The sequence below is a fragment of the Pseudoxanthomonas sp. PXM01 genome (assembly GCF_014851815.1).
Classification (GTDB): Bacteria; Pseudomonadota; Gammaproteobacteria; order Xanthomonadales; family Xanthomonadaceae; genus Pseudoxanthomonas_A.
In genome coordinates this window covers 1037740-1056526 of sequence record NZ_JACVAJ010000001.1, presented here as the reverse complement: position 1 = coordinate 1056526, position 18787 = coordinate 1037740, and the positions used below count along the sequence as shown (strand labels likewise).

The window sequence follows — 18787 nt, the reverse complement described above, 5'->3', positions numbered from 1 at the left end:
GGGTCAGACCAGGGCTTCGATCACGTCCGGATGCCCCAGGAAATCGCGGGGACTCGCACTGCGGCCGTAGGCACCGGATTGGAACACCACGACGAGGTCGCCCACATCGGCCTGGTGCAGGGCGGCGCGGTCGGCGAGCAGGTCCAGGGGCGTGCACAGCGGACCGACGACGCTGGCCTGCGCGTACTCGCCATGCCCTGCGTTGATGCACACGGGATAGTTCTTGCGCAGGACCTGGCCGAAGTTGCCGGAAGCGGCCAGGTGGTGGTGCATGCCGCCGTCGGTGACCAGAAAGACCTGTCCGCGTGATGTTTTCCGGTCGACCACCCGCGCAACATAGAGACCGGCTTCGGCGACCAGATAGCGCCCCAACTCGATCGCCAGGTACGCATCAGGGAAATCCGACGCCGCACGCGCATCGAGCATGGCGAGGTTGTCCATGATCGGTGCGATATCCAGAGGTGTTTCCTGGAGGGTGTAGGGAATGCCGAACCCGCCGCCCAGATTGAGCGAGCGCAGCGGCGAGGGCAGGAGCGCGCTCCACTCCAGTGCCTGCTCGTAGCATTTCTGCTGCGTTTCGACGATCGCGGCGGCGCGCAGGTTCTGCGATCCCGCGAACATATGGAAGCCTTCGAAGGAGAGCCCACTGCCGGCGATCCGCTGGAGGGCTTGCGGGACGAGTTCGGCGTCGATCCCGAACGGACGCGCGCCGCCACTCATCTTCATGCCCGAGGACTTCAGCTCGAACGCGAGATTGACCCGCACCGCCACGCGTGCCGGCCGGCCGGTGTCTTCGCAGAGCCGTGCGAGAAGATCGATCTCGCGGAAGGACTCGATGTTGATCAGGATCCCGGCCGCATGCGCCTGCTGGAGTTCCTGCGCCGACTTGCCGGGGCCGGCGAAGCTGATGTGCTCCGGCGCCATCCCGGCATCGAGGGCGACGCGCAGCTCCCCGCGCGAGGCGACGTCCAGGCCATCGACCAGGCCGGCCATCAGGCCGACCAGTGCCGGCATCGGGTTCGCCTTGATGGCGTAGTGCAGGTGCACGCGGGAGGGCAGGCGCGCCTTGAGCGTGCTGGCGCGATGGATCAGTCGCGAACGGTCGTACACGTAGCAGGCTGTCTGTCCGATCGCTTCGACGACGCGCGAGAGTGGTGTTCCGTTCACCAGTAATTCGTTGGCGTCGTCCCGTGGCCACGGCGCGTCGCCCATCCACGCGGTTGCGGGCGCCGGCACGGCGGTCGCCACGTCGTCGGTGGGCTGCGGGGAAGGCGCGGTGTCTTGGCCGGACATGCTCATTCGTCCTCGTCGGCGGCGGTCAGGTGCAGGGACGCGGCGAGCGCTTGCGGCGGGCATGTCGTGGCGTGACCGAACACGGGACGGCGCGAGCGTGGCTTGAACCCGGCTGCAAGCCAGCCTGCCACCGCCGCAGAGGCACCGGCGAACTCGAACCAGACGGCACGATGGCCGGCCGCATGGGCCGCATGCAGCAAGGTGTCGACGCGCGTGCGCGCGAGACCTTCCACGGCATCGACCGACCAGAAGTCGTGGACGTGCAGGATGTTGTCTTCGCGCGCCTGGCAGGCGAACCAGGCCTCCAGCCGTCCATCGTCCGCACGCAGCAGCAGGTAGCGCGTGCTGGCCAGGGGCGAGCGGTCGAATCGCCAGTCCAGGTAGGCACGGTCCCGTATCGTGATCGGGCCGTCGCCGTGATGGCTGCCCGCCCACAGACGGTCCATCTCATCGGTACTGCGATCGACCCACTCGTGTCGGCACGGGCGCGCACGCAGTCGCCGACGCACGCGGTCGAGCGCGTCCAGCAGCGAACCGCCGGCCCATGCCAGCGGCGTTGGCAGGTGGCGCGCCAGATAGTCCTGATGCCGCAGCACGCGCGCGTAGCGCACGATTTCGCCCAGTTGCGAATAGCCTGCCCGCAGGTAGACGGGTGTGGCCAAGGGATTGGGGAACACGTAAAGCAGGTCGTAGCGTTCGGCGGCGACCTGTTTCATGCGTCGCTGCAGGATCAGCGCCGGCCCCAGCCAGCGGTGCTCGGGTGCCACGGCCAGATCGACCATGAGCGCGCCGCGCGCGGGCTGTCCCCGCCAGAGCATGCGCCGCTCACCGGCGGCGACCACGCCCACGCGCGCTCCCGTTTCGCGATGCAGCAGCGACATCACCAGCGGTGCGTCGCCGGGGCAGTCCAGATAGAACCAGTCGTACTTCAGGCCCAGGCGCGTACCGCTGCCCAGATTGCCATCCCAGAGCGCGAGGACCTGTTCCCGATCGTGTCGCGCCGAGGCTTCGACCACTTCGTACGCGGCGCCGCTCAAAACTCGATGGCCCCCAGGTCGGGCGCGGATCCCTTGACCGGCCTGGCCACGGGAACGGAGCGGGTGTCGAGTTGATAGCGCACGGGATGGCTCCGGGTGGCGGGGGCGTTGGGTTGCGCGGCGTCGATGGCGGCGGTGCCGGCGAGCGGACGCAGCGTCGTCGGGGCCACGGGCATGATGCCATCCATCACGAGGTTCTCGCGACCCTGCAGCGCACCTCCCACCTTGCTGTTCGGCTGGGTGTCGCGCCATCCGCGGGTGATCCAGTTCCGCCCGAAGGTGATGATGCCTCCCGCCGTCCACGCGTCGCCGACATCCGTGCTGGCGCGCATGATGGGATTCTGCGTGGTGGCGTCGAAAATGAAGATGTTGTTGCGCACGTCCGCCCGTTCTTCCGTGGTCGACAGTTGGAACATCGCGGCATAGCCGTTGCCGGTGACGCGCACGGTGTTGTGGTAGAAGTAGAGCGTACCCTTGCGGTTGTTGGGCTCGCCCCAGTCCTCGCCGGGCGAGCTGCCGTTGTGGTCGCCGCCGTAGTGGATCACGCTGCCCTTGCGGCCATCCTTGATGATCTGGTTGCCGTAGACATAGGTGGAGCGATAGGCGGGTGTGGCCTTCGCCGTCTGCGGGAAGTCCTCGGCTTCCACCAGGTCCAGTGCGCGCGCACCGTCCTCGATGCGGTTGTAGCGCACGACGGTTCCGATCGAGCGGTCCTTGATGGAGTTGCCGCGCGCACCGGCGCGCAGCGGACCGTAGTGGTTGAACTCGTACACCACGTCGATGCTCTGCACGTAGGTGGTATGCAGGCGGTTGTTGCCCACGATTCCGTTGTTGTACATGCGGTTTCCGGCGATGCGGATGTCGCGCGTCTGCGCGAAGGCGCCGTCGTCGGTGGACTTGGTGAAGATCGCCTGCGAACAATCGGAGATCGCGTTGTCGGCGATGGTGATGCCGTGTCCACGTTCCACCCAGATGCAGGCGCCGAATTCGTCGTAGCGGCGGCGGGCGCCGTCGCTGTCGGTGAACTGGTAGCTCGGGTGTGCGCTGCGGATGTCCAGGCCGTCGATCTGGATGTGTTGCGGATAGGCTTCCCAGCCCGCCGACGCGGCCGGCTTGATGACGATGACCGAGCGCGACTGGTGCAGCGCGTGGCCATAGGACTGGCCCTTGCGGGTGACGGCATCGCGCCCGGTCACCACCGGGCGCTTGCCGTCCGCTCCCGGGATGCCGCACACGCGTACCGGCGCCTGTCCGGTGCCGCGCGCCGACAGCATGAACTTGCCCGCGTACGGCGCGTCGCGATAGTGGATGCGGACGGTGTCGCCTGCGGCGAGTTTTTCCCACGGCACCAGGTCCAGCGACGCCAGTCGTCCCTGTCCCTGGCCGACCTGGTAGTCCTTGCCCTTTCCCGAAGGTTGGCAGGGCTGCAGGCCGAGGACGGTGCGCATCGCCTGCCGCGCGTCCGGGGTGCCCGCGTGCGCACCGTTCGTGGCGCCGAGGGCGGCCAGCAGCGACAGCCAGCCCAGGCTGAAACCCAGGGGGCTGCGGCGTTGCGCGTGCGCGGCGTGCAGCGGTGGGCATCCATGTGCGAAGCGTGCGTGCGTCATGTTCCCGTCCTCAGGTCGCGGGCGGTGGAAAGGAGGCCTGCAGCCATGCGCGGATGCGCTCGACCAGGCGTTGCCGATGGGCGTCCAGATGGAAGACGTGGTCCGACTCCGGCCAGTGCACGAAGGACACCTCCGGGGCGGACGCACTGCGTCCGAACGTGGCGCGGAACTGGCGCGGGTGCAGGAAGTAGGACGTGCCGCCGGTGTACAGCGCGAACACACGCACGCCACGCCCGACCAGCAGCTGCATCTCCCTGCGCTCCGCGCCCACGGCGGGCCAGTCGCGCAGGGCGGCGTCGGTGATGTCGCGCGGTTCGTCCTGCGTGGCTGCCGGCCGGCCGCGCAGGTTGCGCACGGCGGTCAGCCACGCCGACGGTGGCTTGCGCACCAGCCGCCGCAGACGCGCCCACGTCGCCCAGGCGCCTTTGCGGGCGATGCCGTCCAGCAGGATCACGCCCTCCACGCGCGGATCGGCGACCGCGACCTTCCAGCCCGCGTCGGCTGCCGCACAGAGGCCACCGATGACGAAACGCTGGCAGCCGGTCTGCTTCGCGACCGCGTCGAGCACGCCGCGGATGACGTCCGTTTCCGGCCGGTCGGCGAGGTCGATGCTGTCGCCGATGCCGGGCAGGTCGAAGCGCAGGACGGGGTAACCGGCTTCGCCGAGCAACCGGGCCAGGCGCGTTCCCATGCGATAGGGGCCGGCACGGTGGATGAAACCGGCATTGAGCAGGATGACGGCCACCGGGTGCTGCCGTTGCTCGGGCAGGGTCAGCAGGCCGAAGAGCTCGGGGCCGAGCGACAGGATGATTTCCATGTCAGACCGTTCTGGAAGCAAGGGGGAAGCGCGCGGCCAGGTCGCGGACCTGGCGACCGGGGAACGCATCCATGTCCGGTCGCGAGACCCAGTTCGCCAACGCCGGCGGAAGGGGCAGGTGGGTCCGGTTGGCCGGCAGGCCGTCGAAGGGTGCCGATTCGCTCAGCACCAGGCTGCAGGCAGGCGGCAGGGAGGTGCTGCCCAGCGCTGCCAGCCGCGCCGGCACTCCCTCGCCGTAGCGGAACCCCATCAACGTCGCCTCCGCGGCTTCATCGCCGGCACCGGGCACCAGCGCACGCCGGCTCGCGTGCAGGCGCTGCAATTCGTCCAGGTGGCCTGGCCAGTCGGTGACGGGCTGCCATAGCCACAGCAAGGCGGGGGGATGTTCCTGCACCAGCCGCAGGGCGGGAAGGGCGCCTCCGCGTACCCCCATCACGAACAGCGGCGCATGCGGGACGCGGCTGCGCAACGATGCCAGCGCTTCGGTGGCGTCCTTGCAGGCGCCTTCGGGCGTGAAGTCGTCGTCGTCGCCTGCGGAATCGCCGGTGCCGTAGTAGTCGAAGCGCAGCGTCGCGATGCCGCGCTCGCTCAATGCATCCGCCAGCAACGCGAACAGGCGATAGCTGCGCGCATGCTCGTGGAAGAACGGCGGGCACACCAGCAGCGCGCCCTGGGGGGGGTCCTGGGCCGGGTGGAAGACACCGAACAGGCGGCGGGCGGGCGAGCCGAAATGCAGCGGAAGCCTACCTGCCATCAGGCCTCTCCCGACGCGTCGCCGCGTCCGAACAGGCGACGCAGGCGTGCGCCAAGGGACGTGTTGCGGGACGTTCCGCGCGATGCCTCCGCGGGGATCTCCATCGCCAGCACGCGCAACGTGTTGTTGGCGACCTTGAGCAGGTTGAGGCGAACGCCGGTGCGCTTTTCCACCCGCGAGATCATCGTCATCGCCAGCAGGGAATGCCCGCCCAGGTCGATGAAATTGTCCTGCGGCCCGATGTCGCCGATGCCGAGCAGATCACTCCATACCTCGGCGATCAGGACCTCGGCCGGTGTCAGCGCGGTTGCGACCGGCGCGGCGGCTGCCGCCTCCTGTGGCGTGGATTGCGCGGAGCTCCGCGCGGCAGCCGCCGGCACTGCCTTGGCCGGTGCGCCACCGATCAGCGACACGATGCTGGCCGCGGGCGCATCGGCGATGCGTGTCAGCAGCTGCACATAGCGTGCGAGCAGCCCGTCGATGGTGGCGGCGTCGAACACGACCGCATCGTGGAGCAGTTGCGCGGAAAGGCCGGCCGGACGATCGAAGAACCAGATCATCAGGTCTTCGGTCACTTCCTGGGCGAGCAACGGCAACTGTTCCACCGTCAGGCGGCCCCACCCATCGGGACGTTCGCTGATGTCTTCGTACGAGAACTGCGCGTGGTACGGCGAACCGGGACGTGCGAAGCCGCGCAGTGCGGGCTGGCGCAGCAGGTCGTCCAACTGCACGTGCGGACGTGAAATGCCATCGAGCACCAGGCTGCGCGTCTGCGCCAGCAATTGGTCGAAGCCTTGTTCGGGCGCAATCTCCACCATCACCGGCACGGTGCCGGTGAACATGCCCATCAGCGGCGTCGCCACCGCGGCATCCACGAAGCGCGTCGGCGAACTGAGAAGCGGCCGTGTTTCGCCACCGTGGCCATGCAGCAGCACCTCGAAGGCCGCCATCAGCACCACGTACAGCGTGGTCCCGTTGTCGCGCGCGACCTGCCGCAGGCGTGCCGTGAGGTCGGGATCGAGGGAAAGCTGCGACATGCCGGCGGCACGTGGCGCGCCCGGCGTGCGCGGCCTGTCGGTGGCGAGTGGCGGCGGCAGCCCTGCCGGCTGCAGGAGCTGCTGCCACTGGTCCAGCCGCTCGCGGGTGTGTTGCCCGTGCAGCGCGCTGTCGAGTGTCTGACGGTGCCAGTACGCGTAGTCGACGTAGTCCACCGCCAGTTCCGGCAGGTCCGCCGCGGGCGCTCCGCATTCCATCGCATAGGCGGCGCCCATCTCGCGGCAGAACAGATCCGTCGACCCACCATCCCACAACGCGTGGTGGGGCATCAGGAAGAAGACGTGCTCCTGCGGATTCAGCCGGAACAACTGCGTATGGAAGCTGGGGGATTGCGTCAGGTCGATGGGCGCACCTGCCAGGGTGCGCAGCGTCCGCTCCAGCCAGTCGCGCTGTCCGGCTTCCGGCAGGTCGGGGGCATCGATGAGGGGCGGCAGCGTGGCGGTCGCATCGTCGGCGGGCGTCACGACCTGCGCGGGGCCGTCCTCGGTCTGGACGATGCGAGTGCGCAGCGTCGCCTGGCGGGCCACCACGCGTTCGAACGCGCGCGCGAAGGCGGCTTCGTCGAACGCTCCCCGCAGGTGGAAGGCGAGCGGGATGTTGTAGGCGGCGCTGCCGGGATTCAGCTGGCCGTGGATCCAGATGCGCTCCTGCATCAGGGTCAGCGGTGCCGGTCCACCGTCCGCCCTGCGGCGCTCCAGCACGGGCGCGTCCGTCGCAGCGCCTGTCTGTACGGCGGCGGCCAGCCCGGCGATGGTCGGCGCATCGAACACCGTGCGCAGCGGCAGCTCGACCGAGAACGTGCGGCGGATGTTCTCCAGCAGCCGCGCCGCCAGCAGCGAATGGCCGCCGATCGCGAAGAAGTCGTCGTGGATGCCGACGTCCTCGCGCGACAGCACGGCGCGGACCAGGTCGGCGATGTGCCGCTCGACGTCGTTGCGCGGCGCCACCGGCTGTGTCGTTGCCGTCGCCGTCGTATCGCCCGGCGGCGGCAACGACTTGCGGTCGATCTTGCCGTTGGGCAACAGCGGGAACGTCTGCAGCGTGACGAAATGCTGCGGGACCATGTAGCTGGGCAGCCGTTCGCGCAGTTGCTGCCGCAGCGTGGCCGGCGCGGGAACGGCGCCTGCGGTGGGCGTCAGGTAGGCGACGATGCGGACGTCCCCGGGACGGTCCTCGCGGGTGACCACGACCGTGCGCTCCACGCCGTCGCACTCGGACAGGCTGGCTTCGATCTCGCCCAGTTCGATGCGATAGCCGCGCACCTTGACCTGGAAATCGAGGCGTCCCATGTGCTCCAGGCGGCCGTCGTTGCGCCAGCGGCCGCGGTCCCCCGTGCGGTACAGCCATCCGCCGGGCGACATCGGATCGTCGATGAAGCGCTCGCGCGTGAGTTCCTCGCGATGCAGGTAGCCCAGGGTCACGCCGTCGCCGCCGATCCAGATCTCGCCCGGAACGCCAATGGGGCAGGGTTGCAGCCTGGCGTCCAGGATCCAGACGGTGGTGTTGTCGATCGGGCGGCCGATCGAGATGTACGGATCGTCGGCGCCGATGGATTCGCACGTGGACCAGACGGTGGTTTCGGTCGGTCCGTACATGTTCCACAACTGGGCGCCATCGCTGCACAGCGGGCGGACGAGGTCGGTCGGCAGCGCTTCGCCGCCGCACAGTGCCTTGAATCCCGTCGGTGGCCGCCAGCCGGTCTCCAGCAACATGCGCCACGACGCGGGCGTGGCCTGCATGAGCGTGGCGTCGTGTTCGCGCAGCAGCCCGGCGAGCGATGGTCCATCCATGGCTTCTTCGCGCGAGGCCAGGATGATTTCCGCACCGGTGCACAGGGGCAGGAAGAGCTCGAGTACCGCGATGTCGAACGACAGCGTGGTGACCGCCACCAGGCGGTCGTCGGCCGTCATGCCCGGTGTGTGCCGCATGCTCAGCAGGAAATTGACCACGGCCCGGTGCGGAACGACCACGCCCTTGGGACGTCCCGTCGAGCCCGAGGTGTAGATGACGTAGGCCGGCGATTCCGGCGTCGCCGCGCGCTCATCGTCGGCCAACGGCAGCGGGGTGCCGGACGCCGCGGGCAGGTCGCGATCCAGCAGCAGCGTCCGCGCCGCAGGCCAGTCCAGCAGCTCGACGGTGTCCGTCTGCGCCAGCAGCAACGCAAGATCCGCATCGCGCGCCATGTAGTCGAGGCGGTCGCGCGGGTAGGCGGGATCCAGCGGAACATAGGCGGCGCCGGCTTCGAGCACGCCAAGCGCTGCGCACAGCATGTCGGGCGTGCGGTCCAGGCACAGGCCCACCAGTGAACCGCGACCGATACCGCGTGCGCGCAACGCATGGGCGATCTGCAGGCCACGCGCGCGCAGCCGCGCGAAGTCCCATTGCTCGCCCTGATGGCGCAGCGCGACCCGCTGCGGCGTTGCCAGTGCCTGGGCGGCGATCAGATCGGTCAGGCGCAGGTGGGCGTCGCGCGGTGTACGCGCGGGCTGCAGCGCGTGCAGGGCGGCCAACTGGGTAGGCGACGTGATCGGCAGCGCGCCGATCGCCGCATCCGGCTCGAGCAGGCCGGCGGACAGCACCGTTTCGTAAGCTTCCAGCCAGCGCTCGATGGTGGACGGCGCGAACACCGTGCCGTCGTACCCTGCCTGTGCGAGCAGCTGCCCGCCCTCGCGGGTCACCGTCACGGCCAGTTCGGTGCCCGGCGCAGGACGGGCGTCGCCGCCGAACAGGACCGACGGCGTCGCCAGGGCATCGACGGCGGCGCGCCACGCGTCAGCCGCCGCCTCCGCGTGGCGGAGCGCGGCAACCCGTTCGGTGTGCGTGCGACCGACCTGCGTGCGGAAGCTGTCCGTGCCTTCCAGCGTGACCGACAGCGGCATCGGGCCCATCGCACCGGCCGCGGTGCCCACGGCGATGCTGTCCTCGCCGCACAGCCTGCCGACCAGTACGCAGAAGGCCGCCAGCAGGACGTCGTGGATCTCCACGCCCGCGTCGCGAGCGAGGGCGTCCAGCGCCTCGCCGGTCGGCAGCGGAAAGCGCCGTTGCACGTACTCCGAGACGGCCGCGGTCCGCGCCGTGCGTGGGAAGTCGGTCGGCAGTTCGACCACCGGCAATCCGGCGGACTGGCGTTCCTGCCAGTAGGAGAGGGAGGCGTTGACGGGGCTGGATTGGGTCACGGCGGTCCGGTGTCGGGCGTTCGAATGCATCCATTGAACGGAAATAGTCGCGCCGATCGGTCAGGGCCGGTATCGGGCCTCCGCTCCGTGTCTTTCAGGGACATGCGACAGGTTGACGCAGGCGGCCACGCCGGGTCACCGGATTTCCCTGACATTCCGGAGTCGATCGATGCTGGGTAATGCAAGCAAGCTGGCGAAGATGGTGAAGCGGGTCGGCGTGCGGGGCGTTCTGCGCAACGTACCGGTGTGGTGCCGCGTGGCTTACGACAGGTACCACGAAAGACGGTTGGGCATCCGCACCGAAGGCATCGTCGCCGTCGACGAACTGGCGCGCATCGACGGTGCGCAGGAGCACGGGGCACACGCGGTGTTCTACCAGCCGTGGCCCTACGCGAAGTTCAAGCGCATGATGCGCGCGCTGCCGGATGTGGACCCGCGGCGGTTCACCTTCATCGATTTCGGTTCCGGCAAGGGGCGCGCGCTGGTGCTCGCCGCCGACCACGGGTTCGCGCGCGTGGTCGGTGTGGAATTGTTCGCCTCGCTGTGCGACGAAGCCCGCGACAACATCGAACGCTACCGCCGAAAAAGCGGCGACACGCAGTCGCGGATCGACGTGGCGTGCATGGACGCCACGCGCTATGCGCTGCCGGAGGGCGACCTGCTCTGCTATTTCTACAATCCGTTCGACGAAGTGGTCATGCAGCAGGTCCTTGCCGGCATCGAGGCCGGCGTCGCCGCGAAACCGCGACGCCTGGTCATCGGGTATGCCAACCCGGTCTGCCATGCCGTGTTCGACCGGGCGCCGACGTTGCGGCTGGTCGCTGCGAACGACAGCTTCCGCGTCTACGCGAATCACGCCTGAGGCATCGGGCCGCTCAGGAATCCTGGTCGGAGTAGGTCATGTGGATGCGATCGGGATCGGGTGCGGGATCGTCCGGGTGCAGCCAGCGCCCCATCACCGGCTGGTCGCTGCGGTGGATGAAGCGCTCGCCCAACCAGCCGTCGCGCGCATGGCGGTCGCCCGTCATCCCGATGTCGACCGCGGTATGGCCATCGGCGACGGCCCGGTCCAGCAGTACCTTGATCGCATGCCGGCGCTTCGTCAGCGTGTTCTCGACGAACCAGTAGTCCAGCACCGACAGCGTGCCCGGCGAGCCGGTGGAGTCCTCGCAGGCGAACCACGCGCAGAGCCGCTCGCCCTGCGTGACCAGCAGGAAGCGCATCCGTTCGCTCGGCGCGGTGTTGAAGCGCCACTTCGCCATTGCGGTGTCCCGCACGGCCAGCAGGCCATGGTCCGTGTCCGAATCACGCCACACGGCGTCCATGCGCGGATCGGGTACGTCGCTCCAGTGGCAGCGCGTGCCTGCGCGCGCGGCGGCACGCAGTGCGTGGCGCAGGCGCACCGCCGCATTGACGAGGGGGGCGAGCGGTCGCGCCAGCAGGGCGGGCATGACGCGCGACAGGTACTGGCCGTATCGGAGGACCTTCACGTAACGGCCGAACTGGCACAGCGTGCGATGGCCGGCGCGCTTCAGGATCGCCGTCGCCTTCGGATTGGGGATGCCGTAGATGAAATCGAAGCGCCCCTTGCAGGCCTCCACGATCGCCGCCTGCAGCATCAACGCCGGGCCCAGCGTGCGGTGGGCCGGCAGCACCGAAAAGTGGGAGATGACCGCCGCGCGGATATCCGCGCCATCGAGCAGCATCCGCCGCGGCACCGCCGCGATGACGCCGGCCACCTGGCCGGACTCGACATGGCGCAACAACCGGATGATCGGCGTGCCGAACGGGCAGTGCTCGTAGAAGTGCGCCAGCTTGCCGGCATGCTCCTCATCGGGGCCGAAATGGCCGCTCCATGCGGTGAGGATCGCGTCGCGGTCGCGTGTCGCGTCCCCTTCCTCGATCACGTAAGCGGGTGTCTGTTCGGCGTGCATCTGGGCTCACTGATGGAGGCCGGCGCGGCGCGCTGGCGGTACGGTGGCAGGGCGGTGCGGTGCGATGTCGTTCGATGGCATGCTGAGCGCATGAGCCGACGCCTCACGCCGTATCCCCCCGGGCATTCTGCCATCGATTTTTCCGCGGCATTCGCCGCGGCGCTGCAGCGTGGCGATGGCGCATGCGTTGCGGGTCGCACGCATCCGATCGTCGCCGTGCTGTGCGACCTGTCCGTGTGGCGTCCGTGGAGCGCGGAGGCGCGCGTCCTGATCGATGCGCCGGAGCGCGCGCGCGTGGATCGCCTGCGGGATGCAGCCGACCGCGAGGAGCGTGCGCTGGCCTACGCGCTGCACCGGTTCCTGCTCGGCGCGTGGCTTCGCGAAGCGCCGATGGAGGTGCCGCTGTATCGCGACGAGGCGGGCCGTCCGCGGCTGTCGGGGATGCATGGCCGCGTCTGCACCAGCCTCAGCCATCCGCGGGGATTCGCCGCCTTCGCGATCAGCGATGCGGGCAGCGTCGGCATCGACCTGGAGCCGGTGGCGCACGCCGGTGCGATGGAAGAGATCGCCCGGCTGGCGACGCATGCCGACGAACGCGACGTGCTGGCGCACCTGGGCGACGCGGACCGTGCGGACGCACTGCTCGCGATCTGGGTGCGCAAGGAGGCCTACCTGAAGGCGGAGGGCGTGGGACTGCAGCGTCCGCCAAGTACGTTTGCGGCACCCGCAGGCGTTCCCCTGCCTGCTACCGACGTGGCCGCAGGACTGGAAGTGCGCATGCTCGACGCAGGCGCACGCCACAAGGCTGCCATCGCGCTGCCCGTGGGCAGCGACGTGCAGGTTGTCTGGTGGTGGCCGCCGGCGTCCCCCTGATCGCATCGGCGTGCCGTCAGGCGTGGTCGTCCAGGTCCGGGACGTCCACCACCAGCACGGGCGGCTGGTGCAGGTAGCGCGTGGTTCGTCGCTTGTTGCGGATGTCGTCGTAGACGGCCTGCGCCTGCGCTTCGCCGATCGAGAGCGCTGTCGCCAGGTCGGCCGCCGAGCGGTCGTGGTTCAGCGCCCACACGGCCAGGTCCATCTGCCGGAACGGCAGCGCGAAGTAGAACTCGTCCTGGCCCTGGGCAAGGCTGTAGGTATCGGTGGTCGGGATCGCGGCGCACACGCGCTCGGGCAGGCCCAGGTGCCGCGCCATGCCGTACACCTGCGACTTGTAGAGGTGGGCGATCGGCTTGACGTCCGCCGATCCATCGCCGTTCTTCACGAAGAAGCCCTGGTCGTACTCCAGCCGGTTGGGCGTGCCGACGACGGCGTAGTTGAGGCGGTCGGCGTGGAAATACTCGAGCGTCTTGCGGATGCGCTGCTTGAAGTTGGTCGCCGCGACGATGGTCAGGTACTCGGACAGGCCCAGGTCGCGCTCGTGCACCGCGCCGGCGGGATCCTCCGCGATCAGGCGGAACCGGTTGAAGCGGCCCTCGACACCACCGTCGATGACGATCTTGAATTTCCAGCCCTCGCCGTACTCGGGCAGGGCGGAGCGCACGGCGGCGTCGCGCGCGCTGTAGCAGCCGATCGCCTCGAGCGCGGGCGCGATGTCCACCGTCTCGGTGCGGATACCGAGGTGCTCGGCGAGGATGCGGGCACGCGCCGCGCTGTCGTCGGACGAATCGCGCTCGGGCAGGATCAGGCCGTACACGCGGTCGGCACCCAGCGCACGCACCGCCAGCGACACGCTGACCGAGCTGTCGATGCCGCCCGAAATGGCGACGACCAGGCCGCGGCGATGCAGCTGCCGCGCGGTGATTTCGCGGATACGGCTGCAGATCCGATCGGCTTCCTGCGCATAGTCGATATCGAGCACGTTCCAGTCGAGCGAGGTCATGCGGTCTCCGGGATTCTGAAAAAGTTGGGAAGGAAGCTGGATGCGGTGGTCATGGCGAGGCCGTGCTCGTGGCGAGGCCGGGCGATACGCCGGCAGCCTCCGCCAGCGCGGCGCGCCGGATCTTGCCCGACGCGGTGCGCGGCAGGGCGTCGACGAATTCGATGTGCCTGGGCACCTTGTAGGCGGCGAGGCGCTGCCGGCAATGCGCGCGGATCGCCGCGACATCGGGCGCAGCGTGCGGGTGCGGCACGACGTAGGCCTTGATGACCTGGCCGAGCACCTCGTCATCGATGCCGATGGCAGCCACCTCGCTCACGCCAGGAAGCTCGGCGATGGCTTCTTCGATATCGCCGGGGAAGACGCGGTGGGCACCGGTCTTGATCATGTCGCTGCGTCGGCCGTCGAGGAACAGGAACCCATCGGCGTCGAGTCGACCGACATCGCCGGTATGCAGCCAGCCGTCCCTCAGGACCTTGGCGGTGACGACCGGGTCCCGCCAGTAGCCGAGCATCACGCCGGGACCCTGGACGCAGACCTCCCCGTCCTCTCCCTGCGCAGCCGGTGCGCCATCGTCGCGCACGATGCGCAGCGCGACGCCCTCGATGGGGATGCCCACCGAGCCGGGTTTGTCGTCCAGGCGCTCGGGCGGCAACCAGGTGATGCGCGAGGTCGCCTCGGTCTGGCCGTACATGACGAACAGTCGCGGGCCGGGCAGGGCGAGGCGCAGGCGGCGGGTGAGCGCAGGCGCCATCGCGCCGCCGGCCTGGGTGAGGTAGCGCAGCGAAGACAGGTCGTAGTCCTGCAGGGGGACGCGATCCAGCAGCAGCGCGAACGTGGAGGGCACGCCGGAGAAGCCGGTGATGCGCTCGCGCTGCAGGTACTCGACCAGCAGGTGCGGGAACACCAGATTGTCGGCCAGGTGCACGCATGCGCCGACCAGCAGATGCGTGTGCAGCACCGATGCGCCATAGGCGTAGTAGAACGGCAGCACGCTCAGCACGCTGTCGCGCTCGCATAGCTGCAGGTAGGCCACCACGGCACGTGCGTTGGCCAGCAGATTGCCGTGGCTGAGGGTCACGCCCTTGGGCGCACCGGTGGTGCCGGAGGTGTACAGGATCAGCGCCGGATCGTCTTCGCCCGGCGAGGGCAGCCCGGCGTCGGGGATCGCTTCGTCGGTCGGCCAGGTCAATGTGCCCGCGACCACGCACTGCAACGACGGCCCGATGTCCTGAGCGGCGGCCAAGGCGTCGGCGTGGGCGGCCTGGTGCACCAGGACGCGCGCTTCGCAATGCCGCAGCCAAGGCACCAGGTCGCGACTGCGCGCCTGGACGTTCAGCGACACCGCCACGCCGCCCGCCAGCCAGGTTCCGTAGATCGCCACGGCCGCGTCGCTGCCGTTGGGCAGCAGGATCGCGGCCCGTTCACCCGGCCGCAGTCCCCGCTCCCGCAGGTGTTCCGCGAACGCGCCCGCGCGCTGCCAGAACGCGGCGTAGGACAGGCGCTGGTCCGCCTCGACCAGTGCGACGGCCGCAGGCGAGCGGCGGGCCATCCGGCCAACCAGGGCGGGGAGCGAATCCACGGACGGCGTCAGCTGGCGAGCTTGCGGCTCACGAAGCCGTCAACCGATTCGACCGTGTGGAAGTTCGCCGGCACCATTTCCTCGGGGGTCACGGCGATGTGGAAGCGTTCTTCCAGGAAGTCGATCAGTTCGATGATGCCGGTGGAATCGATGATGCCTCCCGCGATCAGGGCATCCTGGTCGCCGAGGCTGGAATCGTCGTCGGCGAACAGGAAATTCTGCAGGATGTAGCGCTTGATCTCTTGCCGTTGTTGCATGTTGCCCAGTCCTTTCGGGAGTTCTTCCCCTTAACGGACGAACGTTGCGGCGGCGGCCAACAGCCGCCGGCCTCAGGTGCGCAGCTGCCGGTGCACCAGCATCGTCGAGAGGATGCCCACGAACGCCTGGTTGTCGGCGAACCCGGTGGCGCGCCCCTGGCGGCATTTCTCGAACAGCCGGCCCGCTGCGGCAGGGTCGAAATACCCGGCTTCGCGCAGCGATTCCGGGCTGAACAGCTCGGCGACGTAATCCAGCGGTTTACCGTCGAAGAAGAAGCTCTGGCTGTCCGGGGCGCGGTAGGGTTGCTTGGTGCGGCGCAGGATGTCGGCGGGCAGCAGGTCCGCCAGCGCCTTGCGCAGCAGGTACTTCTCGGTCATGCCGCGCAGCTTGAAGCTGGGGGGCAGGCGGTTGGCGAACTCGATCACGCGATGGTCCAGGAACGGGAAGCGTCCTTCGATGGAGTTGGCCATCGCCACCCGGTCGCCCTGCGACGACAGCAGGTAGCCGGCGAGCAGGCTCTTGGCTTCCACGTACTGGTCGCGCGCCATCGGCGCCCAGGAGGCGATGTCCGAAGGGAGCGTGCGTTCGTACGCCGCGAGCGGATCCCAGTCGCCGACCGCGGCGCGCAGGTCGGACGACAGCAGGCCGAGCGCGCGCTGCGACGTGGCCCAGCGCGGCACATGGGCGAAGATGGGGCGGTGCAGGTGTTCCATGCCCTGCCCGAAGAACTGCTGGGCGAAGGCCGGATTGCGCACGGGCGAGTTGGGCAGGTAGCCGTACAGCCGCTCCAGCAGGCGCGGACGCAACCGGGACCCGGGTTGCCGGGCCCAGAAGCGCCTGACCTTGGCTTCCTTGAAGATGTCGTAGCCGCCGAACACCTCGTCCGCGCCTTCGCCGGTCAGCACGACCTTGTAGCCGTGTTCGCGGACGCTGCCGGCCAGCAGCATCAGCGGTACCGGGGCCGTGCGCAGGATGGGGGTTTCCGTGTGGCGGATCAGGCGCGGAAAGGCCTCGCCGATGTCGCGGCGGGTGCAGCGCAGCATGGTGTGCTCGGTGCCCAGGTGCCGCACCATCGCCGCCTGGTGTTCGCTCTCGTCGAACTCGCCGTCCTCGAACGCCACCGAGAACGTACGGACCGGCGTATCGGTGAAGCCCTTGATCATCGCGACGATGCCGGAGGAATCCAGCCCGCCGCTCAGGTAGGCGCCGACCGGAACGTCGGCGCGCAGCTGCAGCCGTACGGCATCGACCAGCAGGTCGCGAAGCTGGGCGGTGGCGGCTTCGATGCTGTCCGGAAAGCGTGCCGGCGACGTCTCTTCGGCATCCGGGAAGCGCCAGTCCCAGTAGCGGCGCAGGGTCTGGCGGCCATCGTGCTCGATGGACATCAGGCAGCCGGGCGGCAGGCTCTGGACGTCCGCGTAGACCGTGCCGGGATCGACCGGTGCCCAGTAGGTCAGGGTCTGCGCCAGCCCGATCGGGTCCAGCGCGCGGGTGGCCGGCAGCACGGCGTGCAGGGCCTTCACTTCGGAGGCGAACCACAGGCAGCCGCGGCCCTGCGCATGGAACAGCGGGCGGATGCCCGCGCGATCACGCGCCAGCACCAGGCGCCGCCGCTGGTTGTCCCACAGCGCGATGGCGAACTGGCCGTTGAGGTGTTCGACGAAATCGTCCCCGTACCGGTCGTACAGGTGCACGATGACTTCGGTGTCCGATTGCGTGTAGAACCGGTGGCCGGCCGCTTCCAGTTCCCGGCGCAGTTCCAGGTAGTTGAAGATCTCGCCGTTGAACACGGTCCAGACCGTGCCGCCGGGATTGCGGATCGGCTGGTCGCCCGTGGCGAGGTCGATGATCGACAGCCGTGCGTGCGCCAGGCCGACACCGGGTTCGACGTGGAAGCCATAGCCGTCCGGCCCGCGGTGCGCCAACCGGGTGATCATGGTCGACAGTTCCGCCTCGGGCGCTTCCGGGCCGGCGGAGAGAGCCACGAAGCCGGCTATGCCGCACATGCTGCAACTCCTGCGCCAAGACGCGATGACGGCTTGCCGGTGACGATACGTATGCAGGAGGGGCTGGCCGCGCGTCCGGGGACGGACGCGAAGTCGGTGTGTGGCGACCTGTCGGGCAAGGCTCGGCTCCTGGCGATGGACATGGGATGTGCTGCACTGCGAACGTGGCGCCATGCCGTTTCCGGACATCCGCACGGCCGGTCCTTTGGCATTTGCGCGCATTGCGTGTCAGAGTAGCGCCGCCGTGCGCGGGTGGGGGACCTGCGTGCAGGTGCGGTGCCGGCGAGGCCGGTTTTCAGGGGTATCCACGTTGTCTGTCGGAGCAGCAACGGTCCGCGGTGGACTGCGGACACACGTTATGGATGGGGGGCGCAGGATCTTGCAGGCGAGGACGGACTCTTCTTTGGAGGCGGTGATCGATCCGATGTTCCGCGCGGCGGCCTGGTGCGCGTCCGCGAGGGGCGGCCGTCTGGTCGTGCTGTTCTACCACCGTGTCCTGGCCGCACCCGATCCGATGCTGCCCACCGAGCCCGATGCGCGCATCTTCGATGCGCAGATGCGGGCCCTGGCCGGCATGTTCAACGTGCTGCCGATGGATGAGGCGATCGCGCGGCTCGCTGAGGGACGGCTGCCCCCGCGCGCCGCCTGCATCACGTTCGACGACGGTTACCGCGACAACCTGCAGATCGCCGCCCCGATCCTGGCGCGCCATGGCATGACGGCGACATTCTTCGTCGCCAGCGGCTTCCTCGACGGCGGCAGGATGTTCAACGACACCGTGCGCGAAAGCGTGCGCCGGTTGCCGACCGGCGAGCACGATCTGTCATGGCTCAACCTCGGTCGCCGGCAGGTGGACGACGGCGCCTCGCGCATGTCGCTGTTCATGGATGCCGTGGCGGCCATCAAGTACCTCGACCCGGACGCGCGCGATGCCGCCGGTGAACGGCTGGCCGCACTGGCGGACGCACCGCTTCCCGACGATCTGATGATGACCTCGGATGAAGTACGCGCGCTGCAGCGTTCCGGCATGGAAGTGGGCGGCCACACGCTGACGCATCCGATCCTCAGCAGGATCGAGGATGAAGAGGCCCGGCGGCAGATCGACGGCAACCGCGCCGTGCTCTCGTCGCTGCTCGAACGGCCGCCGCGCTTCTTCGCTTATCCCAACGGCGTGCCGCAGCGCGATTACGCCGCCCGGCATGTCGCCATGGCGCGCGAGGCCGGTTACCAGGCCGCGGTATCGACCGCGCGCGGCACCTGCACGCATGACAGCGACCTGTTCCAGCTGCCGCGCTTCGCGCCCTGGCATAGCCGGGCGATGGATTACCGCCTGAGCCTGCTGAAGAGCCTGGCCAAGCGGACGAGCGAAACGCGGGCCTGAGCGGCCCGGG

General features: G+C 69.1%; 14 protein-coding genes. 3 read left to right on the top strand and 11 right to left on the bottom strand.

What is annotated here, in order from left to right; genetic code table 11:
* Window positions 1–3: 3 nt before the first annotated feature.
* The 6 genes from IB230_RS04780 to IB230_RS04755 are packed head-to-tail and all read right to left on the bottom strand — an operon-like array spanning window position 4 to window position 9770.
* Window positions 4–1293 (bottom strand): pyridoxal-dependent decarboxylase, exosortase A system-associated, encoded by a 1290-nt coding sequence (locus IB230_RS04780; RefSeq protein ID WP_225589193.1) that lies wholly within the window; start codon window positions 1291–1293, stop codon window positions 4–6.
* Between the two features lie 2 nt (window positions 1294–1295).
* The gene (locus IB230_RS04775; RefSeq protein WP_192269345.1) at window positions 1296–2330 is read right to left on the bottom strand and encodes a hypothetical protein; all 1035 of its coding nucleotides are present in this window, start codon (window positions 2328–2330) and stop codon (window positions 1296–1298) included.
* Window positions 2327–3937: a hypothetical protein gene (locus IB230_RS04770; protein ID WP_192269341.1), complete on the bottom strand. Its 1611-nt coding sequence runs from the start codon at window positions 3935–3937 to the stop codon at window positions 2327–2329. Before IB230_RS04770 ends, IB230_RS04775 begins: the two co-directional genes overlap by 4 nt.
* A 10-nt stretch (window positions 3938–3947) precedes the next feature.
* Window positions 3948–4754, bottom strand: a complete 807-nt coding sequence (locus IB230_RS04765) for an alpha/beta fold hydrolase (RefSeq protein ID WP_192269339.1) — start codon at window positions 4752–4754, stop codon at window positions 3948–3950.
* 1 nt (window position 4755) lies between these two features.
* Window positions 4756–5508: an alpha/beta hydrolase gene (locus IB230_RS04760; RefSeq protein ID WP_192269336.1), complete on the bottom strand. Its 753-nt coding sequence runs from the start codon at window positions 5506–5508 to the stop codon at window positions 4756–4758.
* On the bottom strand, window positions 5508–9770 hold the full coding sequence (locus IB230_RS04755; RefSeq protein ID WP_225589191.1) for a non-ribosomal peptide synthetase: 4263 nt from the start codon (window positions 9768–9770) through the stop codon (window positions 5508–5510). Before IB230_RS04755 ends, IB230_RS04760 begins: the two co-directional genes overlap by 1 nt.
* A 139-nt stretch (window positions 9771–9909) precedes the next feature.
* Between IB230_RS04755 and IB230_RS04750 the strand changes: the two genes are divergently transcribed.
* Entirely contained in the window at window positions 9910–10602 is a 693-nt protein-coding gene (locus IB230_RS04750) for a class I SAM-dependent methyltransferase (RefSeq protein WP_192269330.1), read from the top strand.
* 13 nt (window positions 10603–10615) lie between these two features.
* Here the strand turns inward: IB230_RS04750 and IB230_RS04745 are convergent, their stop codons facing one another.
* Complete coding sequence (locus tag IB230_RS04745; protein WP_192269327.1) at window positions 10616–11674, bottom strand: hypothetical protein; 1059 nt, start codon at window positions 11672–11674, stop codon at window positions 10616–10618.
* A gap of 90 nt (window positions 11675–11764) precedes the next feature.
* Here IB230_RS04745 and IB230_RS04740 point away from each other — a divergent pair, with 90 nt between their 5' ends.
* A complete protein-coding gene (locus IB230_RS04740; RefSeq protein ID WP_192269323.1) occupies window positions 11765–12547 on the top strand; it encodes a 4'-phosphopantetheinyl transferase superfamily protein in 783 nt (260 codons plus the stop codon).
* Between the two features lie 16 nt (window positions 12548–12563).
* Here the strand turns inward: IB230_RS04740 and nadE are convergent, their stop codons facing one another.
* From nadE to asnB, 4 genes are all read right to left on the bottom strand, one after another.
* Entirely contained in the window at window positions 12564–13553 is a 990-nt protein-coding gene (nadE, locus tag IB230_RS04735) for an NAD(+) synthase (protein WP_192269320.1), read from the bottom strand.
* A gap of 49 nt (window positions 13554–13602) precedes the next feature.
* Window positions 13603–15102, bottom strand: a complete 1500-nt coding sequence (locus IB230_RS04730; protein ID WP_225589189.1) for an AMP-binding protein — start codon at window positions 15100–15102, stop codon at window positions 13603–13605.
* 38 nt (window positions 15103–15140) lie between these two features.
* Window positions 15141–15389 carry an acyl carrier protein gene (locus tag IB230_RS04725; RefSeq protein ID WP_192269314.1) on the bottom strand — a complete coding sequence of 83 codons (249 nt, stop codon included), beginning with the start codon at window positions 15387–15389 and terminating at the stop codon, window positions 15141–15143.
* Between the two features lie 72 nt (window positions 15390–15461).
* Window positions 15462–17396, bottom strand: a complete 1935-nt coding sequence (gene asnB, locus IB230_RS04720) for an asparagine synthase (glutamine-hydrolyzing) (protein ID WP_192269311.1) — start codon at window positions 17394–17396, stop codon at window positions 15462–15464.
* Between the two features lie 412 nt (window positions 17397–17808).
* On the opposite strand from asnB, the gene IB230_RS04715 reads away from it, so the two are divergent.
* Window positions 17809–18777, top strand: coding sequence for a polysaccharide deacetylase family protein (locus IB230_RS04715; protein ID WP_343227285.1), 969 nt, complete (start codon window positions 17809–17811; stop codon window positions 18775–18777).
* Window positions 18778–18787: the final 10 nt, after the last annotated feature.